The organism is Paenibacillus sinopodophylli (assembly GCF_005930355.1).
GTDB lineage: Bacteria > Bacillota > Bacilli > Paenibacillales > Paenibacillaceae > Pristimantibacillus > Pristimantibacillus sinopodophylli.
This window is the reverse complement of record NZ_VDBO01000001.1, coordinates 1,471,733-1,487,640: the sequence shown is the minus strand read 5'-3', so window position 1 is coordinate 1,487,640 and position 15,908 is coordinate 1,471,733. Positions and strand designations below refer to the sequence as shown.

15 protein-coding genes are annotated in these 15,908 nt (G+C 44.9%); 11 read left to right on the top strand and 4 right to left on the bottom strand.

Annotated elements, in window-relative coordinates:
* Positions 1 to 75: 75 nt before the first annotated feature.
* The gene (locus FGT79_RS06860; protein ID WP_138751980.1) at positions 76 to 270 is read left to right on the top strand and encodes a YqzE family protein; all 195 of its coding nucleotides are present in this window, start codon (positions 76 to 78) and stop codon (positions 268 to 270) included.
* On the opposite strand, the gene FGT79_RS06855 is transcribed toward FGT79_RS06860, so the two are convergent.
* The 3 genes from FGT79_RS06855 to FGT79_RS06845 all read right to left on the bottom strand — a co-directional run bounded on the left by FGT79_RS06855 (position 261) and on the right by FGT79_RS06845 (position 4,057).
* Positions 261 to 1,154, bottom strand: a complete 894-nt coding sequence (locus FGT79_RS06855; RefSeq protein WP_138751979.1) for a hypothetical protein — start codon at positions 1,152 to 1,154, stop codon at positions 261 to 263. The genes FGT79_RS06860 and FGT79_RS06855 overlap by 10 nt on opposite strands.
* Positions 1,155 to 1,277: 123 nt before the next feature.
* Positions 1,278 to 2,237, bottom strand: coding sequence for a YqhG family protein (locus tag FGT79_RS06850; RefSeq protein WP_138751978.1), 960 nt, complete (start codon positions 2,235 to 2,237; stop codon positions 1,278 to 1,280).
* Positions 2,234 to 4,057, bottom strand: coding sequence for a DEAD/DEAH box helicase (locus FGT79_RS06845; RefSeq protein ID WP_171056197.1), 1,824 nt, complete (start codon positions 4,055 to 4,057; stop codon positions 2,234 to 2,236). Before FGT79_RS06845 ends, FGT79_RS06850 begins: the two co-directional genes overlap by 4 nt.
* A 275-nt stretch (positions 4,058 to 4,332) precedes the next feature.
* Between FGT79_RS06845 and FGT79_RS06840 the strand changes: the two genes are divergently transcribed.
* Positions 4,333 to 6,861 (top strand): adenosylcobalamin-dependent ribonucleoside-diphosphate reductase, encoded by a 2,529-nt coding sequence (locus FGT79_RS06840; RefSeq protein WP_138751976.1) that lies wholly within the window; start codon positions 4,333 to 4,335, stop codon positions 6,859 to 6,861.
* Between the two features lie 125 nt (positions 6,862 to 6,986).
* Here FGT79_RS06840 and FGT79_RS06835 read toward each other — a convergent pair whose 3' ends face one another.
* Positions 6,987 to 7,532 carry a TetR/AcrR family transcriptional regulator gene (locus tag FGT79_RS06835; RefSeq protein ID WP_138751975.1) on the bottom strand — a complete coding sequence of 182 codons (546 nt, stop codon included), beginning with the start codon at positions 7,530 to 7,532 and terminating at the stop codon, positions 6,987 to 6,989.
* A gap of 234 nt (positions 7,533 to 7,766) precedes the next feature.
* On the opposite strand from FGT79_RS06835, the gene FGT79_RS06830 reads away from it, so the two are divergent.
* From FGT79_RS06830 to FGT79_RS31000, 9 genes are all read left to right on the top strand, one after another.
* Positions 7,767 to 7,961, top strand: coding sequence for a hypothetical protein (locus FGT79_RS06830; protein ID WP_138751974.1), 195 nt, complete (start codon positions 7,767 to 7,769; stop codon positions 7,959 to 7,961).
* A gap of 63 nt (positions 7,962 to 8,024) precedes the next feature.
* Positions 8,025 to 8,612 carry an NAD(P)H-binding protein gene (locus FGT79_RS06825; RefSeq protein WP_138751973.1) on the top strand — a complete coding sequence of 196 codons (588 nt, stop codon included), beginning with the start codon at positions 8,025 to 8,027 and terminating at the stop codon, positions 8,610 to 8,612.
* Positions 8,613 to 8,627: 15 nt separating this feature from the next.
* Complete coding sequence (locus FGT79_RS06820) at positions 8,628 to 9,617, top strand: aldo/keto reductase (RefSeq protein WP_138751972.1); 990 nt, start codon at positions 8,628 to 8,630, stop codon at positions 9,615 to 9,617.
* Between the two features lie 22 nt (positions 9,618 to 9,639).
* On the top strand, positions 9,640 to 10,047 hold the full coding sequence (locus FGT79_RS06815) for a cupin domain-containing protein (protein ID WP_138751971.1): 408 nt from the start codon (positions 9,640 to 9,642) through the stop codon (positions 10,045 to 10,047).
* Positions 10,048 to 10,223: 176 nt separating this feature from the next.
* Positions 10,224 to 11,453, top strand: coding sequence for a sensor histidine kinase (locus FGT79_RS06810; protein ID WP_138751970.1), 1,230 nt, complete (start codon positions 10,224 to 10,226; stop codon positions 11,451 to 11,453).
* A complete protein-coding gene (locus tag FGT79_RS06805) occupies positions 11,450 to 12,097 on the top strand; it encodes a response regulator (protein WP_138751969.1) in 648 nt (215 codons plus the stop codon). Before FGT79_RS06810 ends, FGT79_RS06805 begins: the two co-directional genes overlap by 4 nt.
* A 114-nt stretch (positions 12,098 to 12,211) precedes the next feature.
* The gene (locus tag FGT79_RS06800) at positions 12,212 to 14,386 is read left to right on the top strand and encodes an MMPL family transporter (protein WP_138751968.1); all 2,175 of its coding nucleotides are present in this window, start codon (positions 12,212 to 12,214) and stop codon (positions 14,384 to 14,386) included.
* Positions 14,387 to 14,580: 194 nt separating this feature from the next.
* The gene (locus tag FGT79_RS06795; RefSeq protein WP_138751967.1) at positions 14,581 to 15,297 is read left to right on the top strand and encodes a copper amine oxidase N-terminal domain-containing protein; all 717 of its coding nucleotides are present in this window, start codon (positions 14,581 to 14,583) and stop codon (positions 15,295 to 15,297) included.
* A gap of 220 nt (positions 15,298 to 15,517) precedes the next feature.
* Positions 15,518 to 15,871, top strand: a complete 354-nt coding sequence (locus FGT79_RS31000; protein WP_171056107.1) for a hypothetical protein — start codon at positions 15,518 to 15,520, stop codon at positions 15,869 to 15,871.
* The last annotated feature ends 37 nt before the right edge of the window (positions 15,872 to 15,908 follow it).

Below are 15,908 nucleotides of genomic sequence, written 5' to 3'. Positions count from 1 at the left end.
ATACATGTTTACATTCGGCTGCTGCGGGGCAAACTTAAGTTATTATCTTATAACGGAGCAGAGGGTGTGGAGCGAATGGCAAAAGGCGATGAATATGTGAAGTATATAACGGAGCAGTTCGTGAATTATATAGAAACGCCAAGGGAAGAGCGGAAGCAGACGAGGATGTCAGCCAAAGCACGCAGGGAGCCCTGGCTGACGCGGTGGTTTGGCTTAGGACCCATGAGTATCCTTATATGGTGGCGGGGACGCACGGGTGGTCAGCGATAGAAGCTGCCTAGTTTAATGAGCAAAGGAGCAGGAATGTAGCGCCGATCCGATCCGTCCTCACTTGTCTCGAGAGCGACATATATGCGTCCACTGTCCCATTTGTTATAGCCTACAACAGACCATACGTATCGCATTTGACCATCGAACAGCTCAGCGCTATAGCGGAGCTGTTCTTTTTTATTTATTCTAGTGAATAATGATGAGTATGATTTGGCATCAATGGCAAGAGGCTTGTCGGTTAACCAAGGGAGCTTATCATAAGCTTGAAATGACGCTAAACTAACATGCTTAATCAGATTTTCATGCTCACTGACAAGCAACGGTTTTTGGTTAACGGAATTCGCGGACAACGCTTTGAGCCAGTCATCATCCTGTATAGGAAGACCTTCGCCACTGGTGGAGTCGGTGTAATAAGTTTCATTACCCGCTGTTATCTTCCAAGCGGCGAGAAGGGGACTGACATATAACTCTTCTTCACGGTCTGGCGTCTGCAGCAGCTCAAGCTGCTTGATTGACCTCGACAATGTCGCCTGATCGAATGGAGGTGTGCTGCTTGTCCCATATTCTCCAAGCTGATAGCCGCCAGTTTCAGTGGCATGGACGATGAGATAGCCGACGGTCTTTTCTTGATGCTTCACTAAAACGAGCCAGCTATGCGTTCCTGGTCCAATTGGGGCTATGGAAAGCTCAGCTTGCTTCCATGCAGCAAATGGTTGTTGTGCAGCGAGCTTATTAACCCAGCGCTCTGCTTGCTGCTGTACAGGCTCGTAGACAGCACTAGTATTGGGAAGCGCAGACGCAGATTGCTGCTGCATTCCGCCTGCGTATAAGACAATAGCGGTTAGCACATAAGCCGCTGTGAGCTTGATGAATTTTTTGCCCATTATTATCACCTCCATGCTATTGTATCGGACAAGCTCTAAGAAGGCTGTTGCAACATGTCAGGTGAGGGCGGCCATTGGGCCGCCTTTTTTTGGCGTATTGCTGCGGATATCGTCTAATGGATGTCAATCAATGCCACTCAGATGGAAGATCCCGCAGTTAATAGCAGATGCAGTCACACGAGGCTCATACTGCCATCTAATCTCCGATTGCCTCTGAGCGAATTGCTCCTCAATGGCCGCCTTGTTTTCTTCCAAGGCGTTCTTGATAAGCGGCTCATAGTAACCGCTAATTCGCGCAAGTTCCTCTTCAAGCCTAGCCGATGCGCTCTCGGCCCAGCTGTAGTCATAAGAGCGGAGCTTACGTTCAAGCGTCTGCTCGACGATGCTTAGCGCTTTGTTGAACGAGAGTCCATTTTTCGTAATATGAATATTGGCCGGCAGGCGCGGAGTAAGCTTGTGAGTCAGCAGACGATCATAGAACAGCTCGGCGCACTGTCCAGTCGCAAGGGAAACCCCGAAGCTATGGATCTCCTCACGTTTGCGGTCGCAAGCAAACTCCACACGCATATTGACTCCAAGCCAAGCGGTGTAGGGAGTAGACGAGAAGGGATTGCTGCTTCGATGATCCGGCTCTTGGAACAAATAAACGAAGCTTCCCTTTGCTTTTGCAGCGTCGAACAGCATATCCAGCTTACGGGCTCCGAAATATAAATCCTCGCGCGGCACTCGGGCAGGTGCGGCAAGATTGCCGTGTACGAAGCCGAGCGAGCGTCCGAGCGCGGCGTTCGCCGCTTCTTCTTGAGCAGTATCGGAAGCAGCCAGTGGAAGGGGGACGACCTCGATTTTTTTGGCTTCTTCAGCTGCGTCATATTTGTTTTTATCCGTCACAAACAGAAAGGTCATCGTCTCCGGCTCAGCATTCACTCGGTCAACGAAGCTCCAGTAATAGGGACGATTCGTAAGCTCACGGTCAGCCAGCGGAGAGAGCTTGACCGTGAAATGAACAGGCGATTTTTCTAAAATGGAGCATTCTGTTGCCTCTAGGTAGCGGTTGACGAACTTGTGCACCTGCTTCTCGTTCAAGGCTGCACCTCCACGGTTTGTCCAAGTGAATCCAAATTAACGATGAGGTCCGGACTGCCCGATAGCGGCTGATCACCGGTTAATACTTGTTCGCGAATATGGCTGAGCGACGAGCCCAAATGATTTATTTTTTGCTTCAAATCATTATCGTTGCCTGACTCTAGAAGCATCTTGGCTAGGCGTTGCTCCAAGGAGCCATCGCCTTTCTCGAATCGTTCGAGAATATGATCAAGTTCACCGATGACGAGCTCGAATAGATTGATTTTCTCATGCAATAGATTAACGATATGCTCTTCAATGGTGCCAACGGTACACAGATTATAGATTCGCACATCTTCTTTCTGTCCAAGCCTGTGAACGCGTCCTATGCGCTGCTCCACTCTCATTGGATTCCAAGGGAGATCGAAGTTAATCATGTGGTGGCAGAATTGCAGGTTGATGCCTTCACCTCCAGCTTCGGTTGCAATAAGAATTTGGGCGCGGCCCCGGAACAAATCCATCATCCAGTCCTTCTTGCCTCGATTCATGCCTCCACGATAAGGTACGGCAATCATGTTCTGCGCCCGGAAAAATTGGAGCAAATATTCTTGAGTAGCCCGGTACTCTGTGAAAATAATGACCTTGTCATTCATTTCCTTGACGAGCTCCATCGCTTTCTCCGCTTTTGTATTGGCTTTGATATGTTTGATTTTATCGACTAGTTCCCATATTTTTGGACGCATTGGCGAGTCCTCAGCCGTTTTCTTGAACAGGTTCACCAAGGTTAAAAAAACAGCATCACGGCTGCTGCACACTTCACGCTGCAGCGTTACAAGAGACAGCATGCTGGAGAGATCACCGCCGCTTTCTTCATAACGCTCCTTCACAAAGCCAGTTACAGCATCATACAGCGCTTTCTCCTCTTCGGATAAGGTGAGCGGTATATTTTTGACAAAACGTTTCGTGAAATGGATGCCCCCGTCGCCGCGCCGATTGCGGATCATGACGCCGGACAGCGCTTCCTGCAGCTGGTCTTCGTTTTTCGGCACCCGTTTGTCTACAACAAAGTTAGCAGCAAAGTCGCTTACCCCGCCCAGCTGTCCAGGTTTCAGCAGCGTGATCAGATTGAATAGCTCATCCATATCATTCTGTATAGGCGTCGCGGTGAGCAGCAGACAATATTTCTTGCGTAAGAGGTTGGCGAATTGATAGTTCGTCGTCTTTTTGTTTTTGAGCTTATGCGCCTCGTCGATGATGATTAGATCGTAATCGGTATTCAGCACGAGTTCACGGTGCGGTTCTCTCTTAGCTGTATCAATGGATGCGACAACGACATCATAGCCCCATGTATGCGCCTTTTTCTGAGCGACAGCCGAAATGCCGAATTTCTGGTTAAGCTCCCGTACCCATTGCAGGACTAAAGAGGCAGGAACGAGAATGAGTATGCGCTTTGCTAGTCCACGCACGATATATTCTTTGAGCACAAGCCCGGCCTCTATTGTTTTGCCGAGTCCTACCTCATCAGCAAGAATGGCACGACCGCCCATTTCGTGAACAACCTTGCGTGCTGTGCTGACTTGGTGCGGCATAGGCTCGAACGAAGGCAGAGAGCGAAGGCAAAGCAGCTCTTCAAAGCTTTCAATCCGTTTGGCTTGCTCGGCTTCCATAGTGAGCTGGTATAGCGTCCAGTCATCCCATGGACCACCACGTGTTTGACGATTTTGCAGCTCCTCGAACCATAAGCGGTCACATTGCAAGTCAACAAGCGGATGCAGCTTGCGTGTTGAATGGTTTGGGCCGGCTTCGGCTGACGCAGCCTGCGGCGTTGTCTGAAATGTCATCATGTACAGCTCCTTCCGCAGTAAAAGGGATAAGTTGTAATCAGTATTGCCTTTTCAAACAATAATAATAAGATGATGCTTAAAAAAGAGGATAGACAAGCAAATAGGCGTGAGCGGGCATGTAAGCGCAGAGGTTTGTTGTTTTTTGCCAATTCGGAGAATGTGAATCAATATCCAGTATAGAATAATGAGTTTATGACACAACATATTGTGCTTATCGCATATTGTAGGTACATACGATTACAGTGCGGTGAGCCTGAGGAGGAAGAATCGACATGGGGATAACAGATGGGAAGCGGCTTGAAGGACTTAGTGAAAAAATATTTCTAGATCGTTATGCTTGGAAAAATGCGGACACAAACACAACGAGAGTCGGTGATACTGTACTCGTACTGACGAAAGATGATCCCAAATTCCCTGTAAAGGATGTTGGTGAGGTTGTCTCCCGTGTCGACAATTTGGTTCAGGTAAAGCTGAGAAGCGGCGAGCAAGTGGAGTCGAGCACCGAGAAGCTCACGTTAACGATCGAGAAAACGCCTGAGGAAATGTGGGATCGGCTTGCTCTGGCGATGGCATCTGTTGAAGTGGGACAAGAGAAGCAAGAGGAGTGGCGTGAAAAGTTTCGATCGATGCTGGACGATTGGAAGCTGGTGCCGGGCGGGCGAATCGCAGCTGGCGCAGGGGCAAGCGAAGAGCTTACCTTATTTAATTGCTATGTCATTCCCTCCCCCAAAGACAGCCGCGGCGGCATCATGACGACATTGACTGAAATGACGGAGATTATGGCCCGCGGAGGCGGAGTCGGTATGAACCTATCCTCTCTTCGTCCGCGTCGTGCAATCGTAGCAGGAGTCAATGGTTCATCCAGCGGATCGGTGTCATGGGGTGGATTATTCAGTTATACGACGGGGTTAATCGAGCAAGGCGGAAGCCGCAGAGGCGCATTAATGCTCATGCTTAATGATTGGCATCCCGATGTGCTGGAATTCATTACGGTTAAGCAGACGATGGGCCAAGTAACGAATGCTAATCTGTCTGTATGCGTAAGCAATGCGTTCATGAAGGCGGTGAAAGAGGACGCTGAGTGGGAGCTTGTTTTCCCTGACACGAAGGAAGAGGGCTATGATGAGCTGTGGACAGGTGATCTTGAGGAGTGGAAACGTCTTGGCAAAAAAATCATTTCGTACAAAACGCTTCCCGCACGTGAAATCTGGCAGGCGATTATCGATTCCGCATGGAAGTCGGCCGAACCTGGCGTTGTATTTATGGAATACTATAACCAAATGTCGAACAGCTGGTATTTCAATCCTATTATAAGTACCAATCCATGCGGCGAGCAGGGACTGCCAGGCTGGGGAGTATGCAACCTCTCTGCCGTCAATTTATCGAAGTTTTACGATGAGGATAAGCATGATGTGGCCTGGGAGGAGCTTGCGCAGGTGACGCGCTGGGCAGTGCGTTTTCTTGACAATGTGATTGACAAGACACCTTATCATTTCGAAGAGAATGAACGAAATCAGAAGCTTGAACGCCGGATTGGACTAGGTACGATGGGATTGGCAGAGCTTATGATCAAGCTGGGAATCCGATATGGCAGCAAGGAGTCATTAGATTTCTTGGATAAATTGTACGCATTTATGGCTCGTGAGTCTTACCTTGCATCGACCGACATTGCCTATGAGAAAGGTTCTTTCCAAGCGTTTGATGCCGACAAATATGTGCAAAGTGGTTTTATGAAACATTTGATAAGCGCATATCCAGAAATAGGGACAGCCGTTTCCGAGAAGGGTATGCGCAACGTAACCGTTATTACACAGGCTCCGACGGGGAGCACAGGCACAATGGTAGGCACCTCCACGGGGATCGAGCCCTATTTTGCTTTCGAGTATTATCGTCAAAGTCGACTCGGCTATGACAAGCAGGATGTGCCTATCGCGGCCGATTGGAAGGCAGCTAACCCCGGTATGGAGCTTCCGGATTATTATGTGACGGCAATGAGCTTATCGGCAGAGGATCACATTCGCGTTCAAGCAGCTATTCAGCGCTGGGTAGACAGCTCGATCTCGAAGACGGCGAATTGTCCGGAGGACTTTACTGCCGAAGAAACGGGAAAGCTGTATGAGCTGGCTTTTGAGCTAGGCTGTAAAGGTGTAACGATCTATCGGGATGGTAGCCGCGATGTACAGGTCCTTTCCACCTCAAAGATTGAATCGTCTGAAACAGAGAAAGAGACCGTTGAAGTTACGGAAAAAGAAGTCGATAAGACGCTTGATAAACAATACAAAACGAGGCCTCAGGTGCTTAAAGGGGCAACTTATAAAGTAAATACGCCATTCGGCATGGCATATATTACGATTAATGACCTGAGCGGGACGCCTGGTGAAATCTTCCTGAACGTGGGCAAGGCGGGCTCCGATGTGTTTGCAATGGCCGAGGCACTCGGACGCGTCTGCTCCTTATTCCTGCGGTACGGTGATCATGGGAATAAGGTGAAGCTGCTTATTAAGCATTTGAAGGGAATTGGCGGTTCGGGCGCAATTGGCTTCGGTGCAAACCGAGTGGAGTCTATAGCTGATGCTGTTGCCAAAGCGCTGGAGCAGCATGTGGAAAGTGAAGAGTTGGCAACAGCTGAAAAGCAGAGACAGGAGCAGCAGGAACAGAAGCATGAAAATTTGCCAGGTATCAACGAACATCTGCCTGATGCAGATGGAGAACGAGATTTATGCCCATCCTGCGGCTCGGCAGCGTTGATTAATATCGAGGGCTGCAAGCAGTGTGCGAATTGCGGATATAGCAGGTGTTGAGGTGAAGACAGGAAGAGGGATGCTTGCTCAGCCATTCATGTGATGACCATGCAAACAAAGAAGCTCTTGTCTCAATCAAAGATAAGAGCTTCTTTGTAATTGTAAACATGTACATCAACTACAAATTATAATATTCTCTCTATTAATATTCCCACTTGCTCAGCCAATTTACGTGGTGGACAAGGCATTTCATTTTTTAACCACCACTCGAGTACCTCTACGTAAGAGCCTCCAATAAAGCGAAGAATAATCTCTTCATCTAATCCAAAATTTTTCCCTTCAGAAGTAGTGACTTCAATTTTTAATTCTTCAATGACAAACTCTATGAACTGTCTTCTGAATGAAGCAGCACCACTGCTTGCTAACATTGTTGAAAAAAATAAATAGTGCGTTTCAAGGTATTCAAACCAATAGGTATTCCCGTCGATAAAATCCATTTCCGATGATGACTTGCACAGTACCCGTAGTTCATGGATATGTTCTTCAATAAGCTTATCTAATAAATCGAATTTATCCATGTAATGCAGGTAAATGGTTTTACGGCTGACATTTGCCTTGTCGGAAATATTTTGAATGGTAATCTGATTAAAATCTTTTTCGGACATCAGTTCTAAAAGCGCATTTTTTATTGCTATCTGAGACTTGGCTATTCTTCTATCCACTTTTGTCACTTTTGATTCCACCTACTTCTTAGTAAATTCCCATATTGAATCGATTTGTGTATTAATACACGAATATCGTTCATTTAACCATTGAGTCATCTTACAGCTTATATATAATAATAAACAGATGTTACTTAATACATCAATGGGTAATTTCAAATGCGTTGATCATAGTTCGATGGTGAGTATAAAAGTATTCCCGTCTACAGATTGTGAGGGTCATCGAAATGGAATATGTGAAACTTGGCAAAACCGGAATGGATGTATCGCGAATGGGCTGGACTAAAAGACTTCCGCTCCAAAGGGGATGAAATAGGGATATTCATTAATTCTCAATCAGTCGATGCTGATCAAAAGGTTGTTGAAACAGATTCTTCTAACCAGCAGGTAGAAAATGCGAAATATATGCAAGAAAACAAGGTTCAAATTCAATCATAGGCACCGTTTGTTAAGGGTAAGAATAATATTTTTCAAAACTAGCAAATGAAGGGAGCCTATCGCATGCGGAAAATTTTAATTTTAGGAGCAAATGGATCGATTGCTCGTGTTGCTATCGATTTATTTTTACGAAATATGGATGTTCAACTAACGCTTTTTGTGCGAAACGCAGGCAAGCTAAGAAATATTGATACAAATTGTGTGCATATCATCGAAGGCGATGTCTTGGACAGTGATAAATTAAAAAGTGCCATGAGTGAGCAAGATGTTGTATACGCGAACTTAGCTGGAAGCCTTGAGCAAATGGCTATAAATGTGGTGCAAGCCATGAATGCCACAGGCGTTAAACGTCTTATTTTTATCAGCTCCATGGGTATTTACGATGAAGTTCCTGGTGAAAAGTATGGTGTCGTCTTAAATCCCTATCGTAAGTCAGCTCATGTTGTCGAATCCTCGGACCTCGACTATACGATCATTAGACCTGCTTGGTTTACGAATTCAAACGAAATTAACTATGAAATAACACAGAAAGGCGAAGCTTTCAAAGGGAACGAAGTATCACGTAAAAGTGTTGCGGATCTAGTGGTTAAATTAGCAGTTACTCCAGGATTGGAAGTTCGTCGCAGTATAGGGGTAAACAGACCTGAATAAGGGGGAAGTATAGTCATGCAAATGCGTACATTAGGAAAAGGCGGTCTTGAGGTTTCAGCTATCGGACTTGGTTGTATGGGAATGAGCTACGGATTTGGACCGGTACCAGATAAGAAAGAGATGATTTCACTTATCCATGAGGCCATTGACCGGGGGGTTACCTTCTTTGATACAGCTGAAGTATACGGTCCATTTATGAATGAAGAGCTTGTAGGTGAAGCGCTGGCTCCTTATAAGGGAAAGGTCGTCATCGCCACCAAATTTGGGATTCAAATGGTCGACGGTAAACAGGTGCTCGACAGCAAGCCGAATCGCATTCGGAATTCCATTGAAGGATCGCTAAAGCGTCTCAATGTAGAGTCCATTGACCTTTATTATCAGCATCGCGTTGACCCCGATGTGCCTATTGAGGAAGTTGCGGGAATCGTCCAAGACTTAATAAAGGAAGGGAAGGTCAAACATTGGGGACTTTCTGAAGCAGGCGTAGGAACCATTCGTCGTGCACATGCCGTACAACCACTTAGTGCCATTCAAAGTGAATACTCCATGATGTGGAGAAGTCCTGAAGAAGAGCTGCTGCCTGCGCTTCAAGAACTCGGCATCGGTTTTGTACCATTTAGCCCGCTTGGCAAAGCTTTCCTTACAGGGACGATTGGTAAGGGTTTAACTTTTGATAAATCAGACTTCCGTAGTATCTCACCTCGCTTCCAGCCAGACAATCTTGAAGCGAATCAGAAGTTAATTGAACTGATACAGAATATTGCCGAGGATAAACAAACCACAATGGCTCAAATTGCACTTGCATGGGTTCTTGCACAAAAACCGTGGATTGTCCCGATCCCAGGTACTCGTAAATTAGAGAGACTGGAAGAAAATCTTGGCGCTGCGAATGTTGTGTTGACTGTTCAAGAACTAATTAATTTGAATGAATTACTTTCGAAAATCAAAGTTATGGGAGACCGCTATCCAGTAGGTTCGGATTTCGCAAAAAGAACTGGCCAATAATCGAATATTTGGAGGAATGAAAATGGCAAAACATGAAGAAGTGAAAAATGGCGTTATTTTTCCAATAGGCGATAAAAATGAAGCGTATGCACATTATTTTGTGGGGCAAAGTTATCTAAAATCATTAATTACCGATCCTAAAGTAAACGTTGGTGTTGCGAATGTGACCTTTGAGCCTGGATGCAGAAATAATTGGCATATTCATCATGATGGATTTCAACTTTTATTAGTAACGGGTGGCGAAGGTTGGTATCAAGAAGAAGGAAAACCTGCTCAATTCTTAAAAGCTGGTGATGTTATTGTCACTCACGATGGAGTAAAACACTGGCATGGTGCTGCAAAAGATAGCTGGTTTGAACATATTGCAATCACTGCTGGTCGACCAGAATGGTTGGAACCAGTAACAGAAAAGAATTATAACGAATTATAATAATAGATAATGAGATGAAGAGGGTGTCCCAAAAGTCATCATAGATGACTGAGGGGCACCCTCTTTTTATATCAATCCTAGGTATTATGATGTGCTCCATTTGCTGAGGCGGCGAATAAGAGTTAAAATATGAATGCCTTGTTTTATAATAGGTACACGATAGAGGTGACCCTTGCATGAGTGAATATAAATATTCAAAAAACAAACCGTATGAAAGCTTCCGATCTGACACCCAAAATGTTCTGCGTGACTCTCGTCTCCCCGTTTTAATCTGGGTCATTTTGATTTATTTTTCTGTATTGTACTCCCAGTTCCCCCTGTTTCCCTCGTTGATCGACTTTATTATTTTTACAGGTCTCATTCTGATCCACATTTTGCTGCATTGGTATGCCGGATCTGTTGTCGATAAAAGGCCTTGGATTTATTTTGTGGCGCAAGGATTGATTGTTTGGGGTTGTGCTTTAATCATGCCTAAGGCTTATTCTATCATCTTTGTAAGTTTATTGACGGCATTGGCCGGGCAAAGTATTGGTGTATACTCCCAAAGGCTCAAGGTGCTTTTGGTCTGTATCCTTTATTGTGTTTTGTTTTCTATTTCATTGGTTTGGCTCGGGACGACCGAGGAGAATCTGCCATCAACATTGCCAGCGCTCTTCTTTCTGATGGTTTTCGTAGTCGGCTATGCTAATTTGTTCTATAAACAAGTTCGTGTTAAATTGCGAACCCAGTCATTTTTACGTGAATTGGAACGAGCGCACAGGAAAGTAGAGGAGTTAACCATTGCCAACGAACGTCAAAGGATGGCCCGTGATTTACATGATACCTTGGCACAAGGACTTGCAGGTCTCATCATGCAGCTTGATGCCGTGGATGCACATTTAGAGAATGATAATAGGCATCGTGCCCACGAGATTGTTCAACTGTCGAAAGCCCAAGCAAAGCGAACGCTCTCTGAGGCGAGAAGCGCTATTGACGACTTGCGTTCGTATTCCGCAGAGGTCATAGAAATTTCTAAAGCGGTGCAGGATGAGGTTGAACATTTCTCACATGCGACTGGGGTTCATATTTCCACACAGTTCTCGATACCCCATCCGGTGTCCAAGTTGATCTTCGAACATAGCTTATACATCATCCGAGAATGCTTGGCAAATACAGCTAAATATGCCAACGCTACGAACGTAGCTGTCGTGGTTGCAGCACGAGAAAACGTAATCGAGTTAAAAATTACCGATAACGGAATTGGGTTCGATACCAAGCTGATCGAGAAACAATCTGGTAGCTATGGTTTAATTGGACTATATGAACGTGCCAGAATTATTGGAGGGGTTATCAAAATCGAAAGCGGACAGCAAGGAACTAAAGTTTCTGTTCGCATTCCATTACATCAGGAGGACACCATCTTATGACCATCAAGATTCTTATAGTGGATGACCATCTAGTCGTTCGTGAAGGACTTAAGCTTATTCTGGAAACCAATCAAAGGTACGAGGTAATCGCAGAAGCAGCCAACGGTGTGGAAGCAATACGATTAGTGGCGGCATATAAGCCAGACATCATCCTATTGGATTTGAACATGCCTAAGATGGGCGGCTTAGATACCATGACAGCGCTCAAAGCTAATGGACACGACATTCCGGTCATTATTTTGACTACCTATAACGAGGATGAAATGATGGTCCGAGGACTAGCGTTAGGTGCCAAAGGGTATTTGCTCAAGGATACGGGAAGAGAGATGATATTCCGCTCAATTGATGCAGCGATGAGGGGGGAGACGCTGCTTCTTCCGGAAATCACAGAGAAAGTATTCGGTAACAACATATCAGTAAAGGCGAAAGAGTCATCCTCGGTGAAGACATCTCTTACAGACAAAGAATTGATCGTGCTTCAAGCGATTGCCCGCGGCTCTCGAAGTAAAGAGATTGGTTTTGATATGGGAATATCAGAACGGACAGTAAAAGCACATTTAACTAATATTTACAATAAATTAGGAGTTGATTCGAGACCGCAGGCGGTCGCCGTGGCGGTGGAGCGTGGAGTCTTGCATTTATAGTTAAAATTTCATGGATTTGCCCGATCGTACATTTGGGGTTGCCCTTTTGTACGATTTTTTATTTTTCTCCTCCGCTTATGATGGATGTATGAATGAAAGAGGAGTGAGTGTTAGATGGCAGAAAAGCTTTATAGACTTGGGAAATGGTGCGCGAATAATCGTGGGAAGGCCCTATTATCTTGGCTACTTATCTTGGGAATAATTATCACGTTAGGCGTGTCTTTTGATGGTGAGAAATCAACTAATCTATCAATACCGGGGACGGAATCGCAAAAAGCCACAGATCTGTTGTCGAAAGAGTTTTCATCTGGAAATAAAGAACCAGAGGGTGGAACTGTTCAAGTCGTTTTCAAAGCACCCGAAGGAAAAACGCTTGAAGATGAAAAAATAAAAGAGGCTGTCATGTCGTTTATCGATGCCTCCAAAAAAGATCTGAAAATTATTGCAGCCATGGACCCCTATACGCTTGGAACCGTAAGTCAGGATAAACGGGTCGGTTACGCCAACTTGACTTATGGTGTTGCTGCAGAAAATGTTCCTCAAGAATCAAAAGATCAGGTCTTAACTAATATTCATATCACTAAAGATGCAGGTATTCAGACGGAGTTAAGCGGAACCGTCCAAGTTGCCGGCGGCCATGGCGGTGCTAGTGGTGAATTAATTGGTATTTTGGTTGCCTTTATGATCCTCAGCATCACATTTATGTCCATGCTTATGGCAGGAATACCGATACTGTTAGCCGTTGTTGGTGTCGTTGCAGGTATTATGCTCATAAATTTCGGATCAGGTTTCATTCCCATCGGTAGTTCCTCAACTGCATTATCGACGATGTTAGGTCTTGCTGTTGGGATCGACTATGCACTGCTCATTATTTCCAGAGTTCGGCAGGAAGCGAGCAAACGATCAGACACAACTGAAGCAATAGCTATTGCTACTGCGACTGCAGGAAGTGCTGTTATATTTGCCGGACTGACCGTCATTATTGCACTTGTAGGCTTAGCTGTCGTTAACATTCCGTTTCTTACCGAGATGGGTCTCGCCGCTGCAGTAACGGTCCTTATGGCAATGGCTGTTTCTATTACACTTTTACCTGCACTTCTTTCCTTAATGGGTAAGCGTATCATTCCGAAAAGAAGAAAAGCGGCTGCAAAGCAGCGAACTTCAAACGTTTTTGGCTCTTGGGGACGTTTTGTATCGCGATTTCCAGCGCCCGTAATAGTGGTAACACTTATCTTAATCGGCTCTATGTGTTACCCTGTGCTGCACATGAAAACAGGACTTCCTGATAATGGGACAAGATCCATTGAAACGACGGAAAGAAGAGCTTATGATCTCATGGCCGAAGGATTTGGGCCAGGTATTAACGGCCCAATTACAGTCGTAGTCAATTCTTCCGCTAGCGAGACAACAAAGCAAGTTGCTTCCGTCGTTGTGGAAGAAATCAGCAAATTGGACGGTGTCGTAAGTGTATCACAGCCATTCTTCAATGAATCGGAAAAAGTCTCGATCCAAACCTTAATGCCAAGTGACGGACCATCAGCAGATCAAACGCTAGAACTCGTTAAAACAGTGAGAAAACACAATTCGGATATTGGGGAAAAGTACCAAGCAGACATTATGCTTACAGGTGTTGCTGTTTTGAATATGGATATAACGGATAGCTTAAATAAGGCTTTGCCCATTTTCATCGCAACTATTGTAGGGTTAGGTTTGATTATCCTTGCTATTTTGTTTCGCTCCATACTGGTTCCCCTGAAGGCGATACTTGGTTTTCTGTTTACGATCTTCTCTTCACTCGGTGCTGTTGTGCTTGTTTTCCAAGACGGATATCTAAGCGATTTATTTGGTATAACGAACGTAGGGCCACTATTGAATTTCCTTCCCATACTGGTCGTAGGGATCGTATTCGGGTTAGCCATGGATTATCAAGTCTTCTTAGTCTCTCGAATGCGAGAAGACTATGTTCACAGCGGTGATGCTAAGAAATCGGTTATTTCTGGTATGGAACATAATGGTCTAGTCGTAACGCTTGCGGCACTTATAATGATTTCTGTATTTTGCGGTTTTATCTTTATGGATGAACCAGTCATTCAATCTTTGGGTCTTGCCCTTACGGCTGCGGTATTCATTGATGCATTTATCGTTAGAATGACGTTCGTACCTGCCATAATGGCTCTATTGGGCAAATCGGCGTGGTACATGCCAAAATGGCTGGACCGCGTGCTGCCGAAGGTCGATATTGAGGGTGAAAGCATGGTTTCTAAAAAAGGCGATCAGAAGGCAAGTTAGTTTCTGTGTACTACAATCAAGGTGGGAAATATACAGCTTCGGAGAAATTCACCATCATTCAATAGATTGAAACGGGTCTTATTAATGGCATGGTCGCAGTGAAAAGTAGCTGGTTATGTTTATCAAAAGGGTTGCATAAGTTTTCCAACTTGTTTAATATTAAGTCGGAAAACCAATACTAGGGGGCTATTTTTTTGAAGAAAAGTTTAACTATCATCATAACCAGTATTTTGTTTTTATCCTTTGTTATGCCTGCGTTGGCACTCGCGCATTCAGGACGAACGGATAGCAGTGGAGGGCATAATTGTTCAGCGAAGTCACAAGCAAAGGGATTATGCACAGGCTATCATTATCATAACGGGGGCTCTAGCAGCTCAGGATCAAGTTCATCGAGCTCATCGAGTTCATCTGTCAAAATTACGAAACAGAAATCGATAAGTAATGAATACCCTCCACAAGCACATTGTAAAAAGGTTAAAGATGTCTATCAATCAAGTGATACGTACTACAATTATTATGAAAGAGTGTGGGATTGTAATTTCTATGCGGATAACGGTTTGGTATTCACACACTTAGATTTAAGCTTCTACGTCAATAACAATTATCAATCGCTTAACGCAAAACTAATCAGTATAAAGAATACAACGTATATTTCTGTGAGGGATTTCTCTCAGGCATTTGGTTATAGTCTTGCGATTGATAAAGCAGGAGATATTAATCTTAGTAAAAGTAAAACGACTATCAAGATATTCAAAGCAAATGATAAGATTTTCCTTAACGGCAAAGCTACAGATGTTAAAGCGGTTAAGGCTGATGGGTATTACTATATTCCATTACGTTCGGCTTTAAGCTGGGCTAATGGGAAAATTGATTCAATCGATAATCAAAATTTATATGTTTCGATAAAATAGATATAAGGTTCTTTTTTTGCATTAAGCTCCAGAACAATCGGAATACCTCGCTTACGAGAATGCTTTCATCATAGGGTGAAAGCATTTTCTATTGCCATGTTGATCATTCATTTCAGTTGCTGGATACTCATTAAATCTATAACTCTATAAAACAATCATTTGCCTTGTTACGAAAGCTAGAGTTGCGTCATATGTTGTAAGTAGCTTCTAAGAGGAGGTAATGCGCATATGGCAAAAGACAAAAAACAAGCAGCAAGCAGTTCACATGGTAAACGCAGTGGAGGTAACCGTACAGGCGGCAATCGCAGTGGAGGTAATCGTACAGGCGGCAATCGCACTGGAGGAGATCGTACAGGCGGCAACCGCACTGGAGGAGATCGTACAGGCGGCAACCGCACTGGAGGAGATCGTACAGGCGGCAATCGCACTGGAGGAGATCGTACAGGCGGCAATCGCACTGGAGGAGACCGTACAGGCGGCAATCGCACTGGAGGTAACCGTTCAGGCGGTAGAGGTCCAGGACCTCGTCCGCTTTAACAATCCGATGATAAGAAATAATAAGGCAGTAACATGATCACAGAAGGACGGCTCATTTCTCTCGAGAAGTGCGC

What these genes read in the sequence shown, in the direction of transcription:
- FGT79_RS06855 (WP_138751979.1), bottom strand. Translation starts at nt 1,154, where the DNA reads ATGGGCAAAAAATTCATCAAGCTCACAGCGGCTTATGTGCTAACCGCT.
- FGT79_RS06845 (WP_171056197.1), bottom strand. Translation starts at nt 4,057, where the DNA reads ATGACATTTCAGACAACGCCGCAGGCTGCGTCAGCCGAAGCCGGCCCA.
- FGT79_RS06805 (WP_138751969.1), top strand. Translation starts at nt 11,450, where the DNA reads ATGACCATCAAGATTCTTATAGTGGATGACCATCTAGTCGTTCGTGAA.
- FGT79_RS06820 (WP_138751972.1), top strand. Translation starts at nt 8,628, where the DNA reads ATGCAAATGCGTACATTAGGAAAAGGCGGTCTTGAGGTTTCAGCTATC.
- FGT79_RS06815 (WP_138751971.1), top strand. Translation starts at nt 9,640, where the DNA reads ATGGCAAAACATGAAGAAGTGAAAAATGGCGTTATTTTTCCAATAGGC.
- FGT79_RS06825 (WP_138751973.1), top strand. Translation starts at nt 8,025, where the DNA reads ATGCGGAAAATTTTAATTTTAGGAGCAAATGGATCGATTGCTCGTGTT.
- FGT79_RS31000 (WP_171056107.1), top strand. Translation starts at nt 15,518, where the DNA reads ATGCGCATATGGCAAAAGACAAAAAACAAGCAGCAAGCAGTTCACATG.
- FGT79_RS06840 (WP_138751976.1), top strand. Translation starts at nt 4,333, where the DNA reads ATGGGGATAACAGATGGGAAGCGGCTTGAAGGACTTAGTGAAAAAATA.
- FGT79_RS06800 (WP_138751968.1), top strand. Translation starts at nt 12,212, where the DNA reads ATGGCAGAAAAGCTTTATAGACTTGGGAAATGGTGCGCGAATAATCGT.
- FGT79_RS06810 (WP_138751970.1), top strand. Translation starts at nt 10,224, where the DNA reads ATGAGTGAATATAAATATTCAAAAAACAAACCGTATGAAAGCTTCCGA.
- FGT79_RS06860 (WP_138751980.1), top strand. Translation starts at nt 76, where the DNA reads ATGGCAAAAGGCGATGAATATGTGAAGTATATAACGGAGCAGTTCGTG.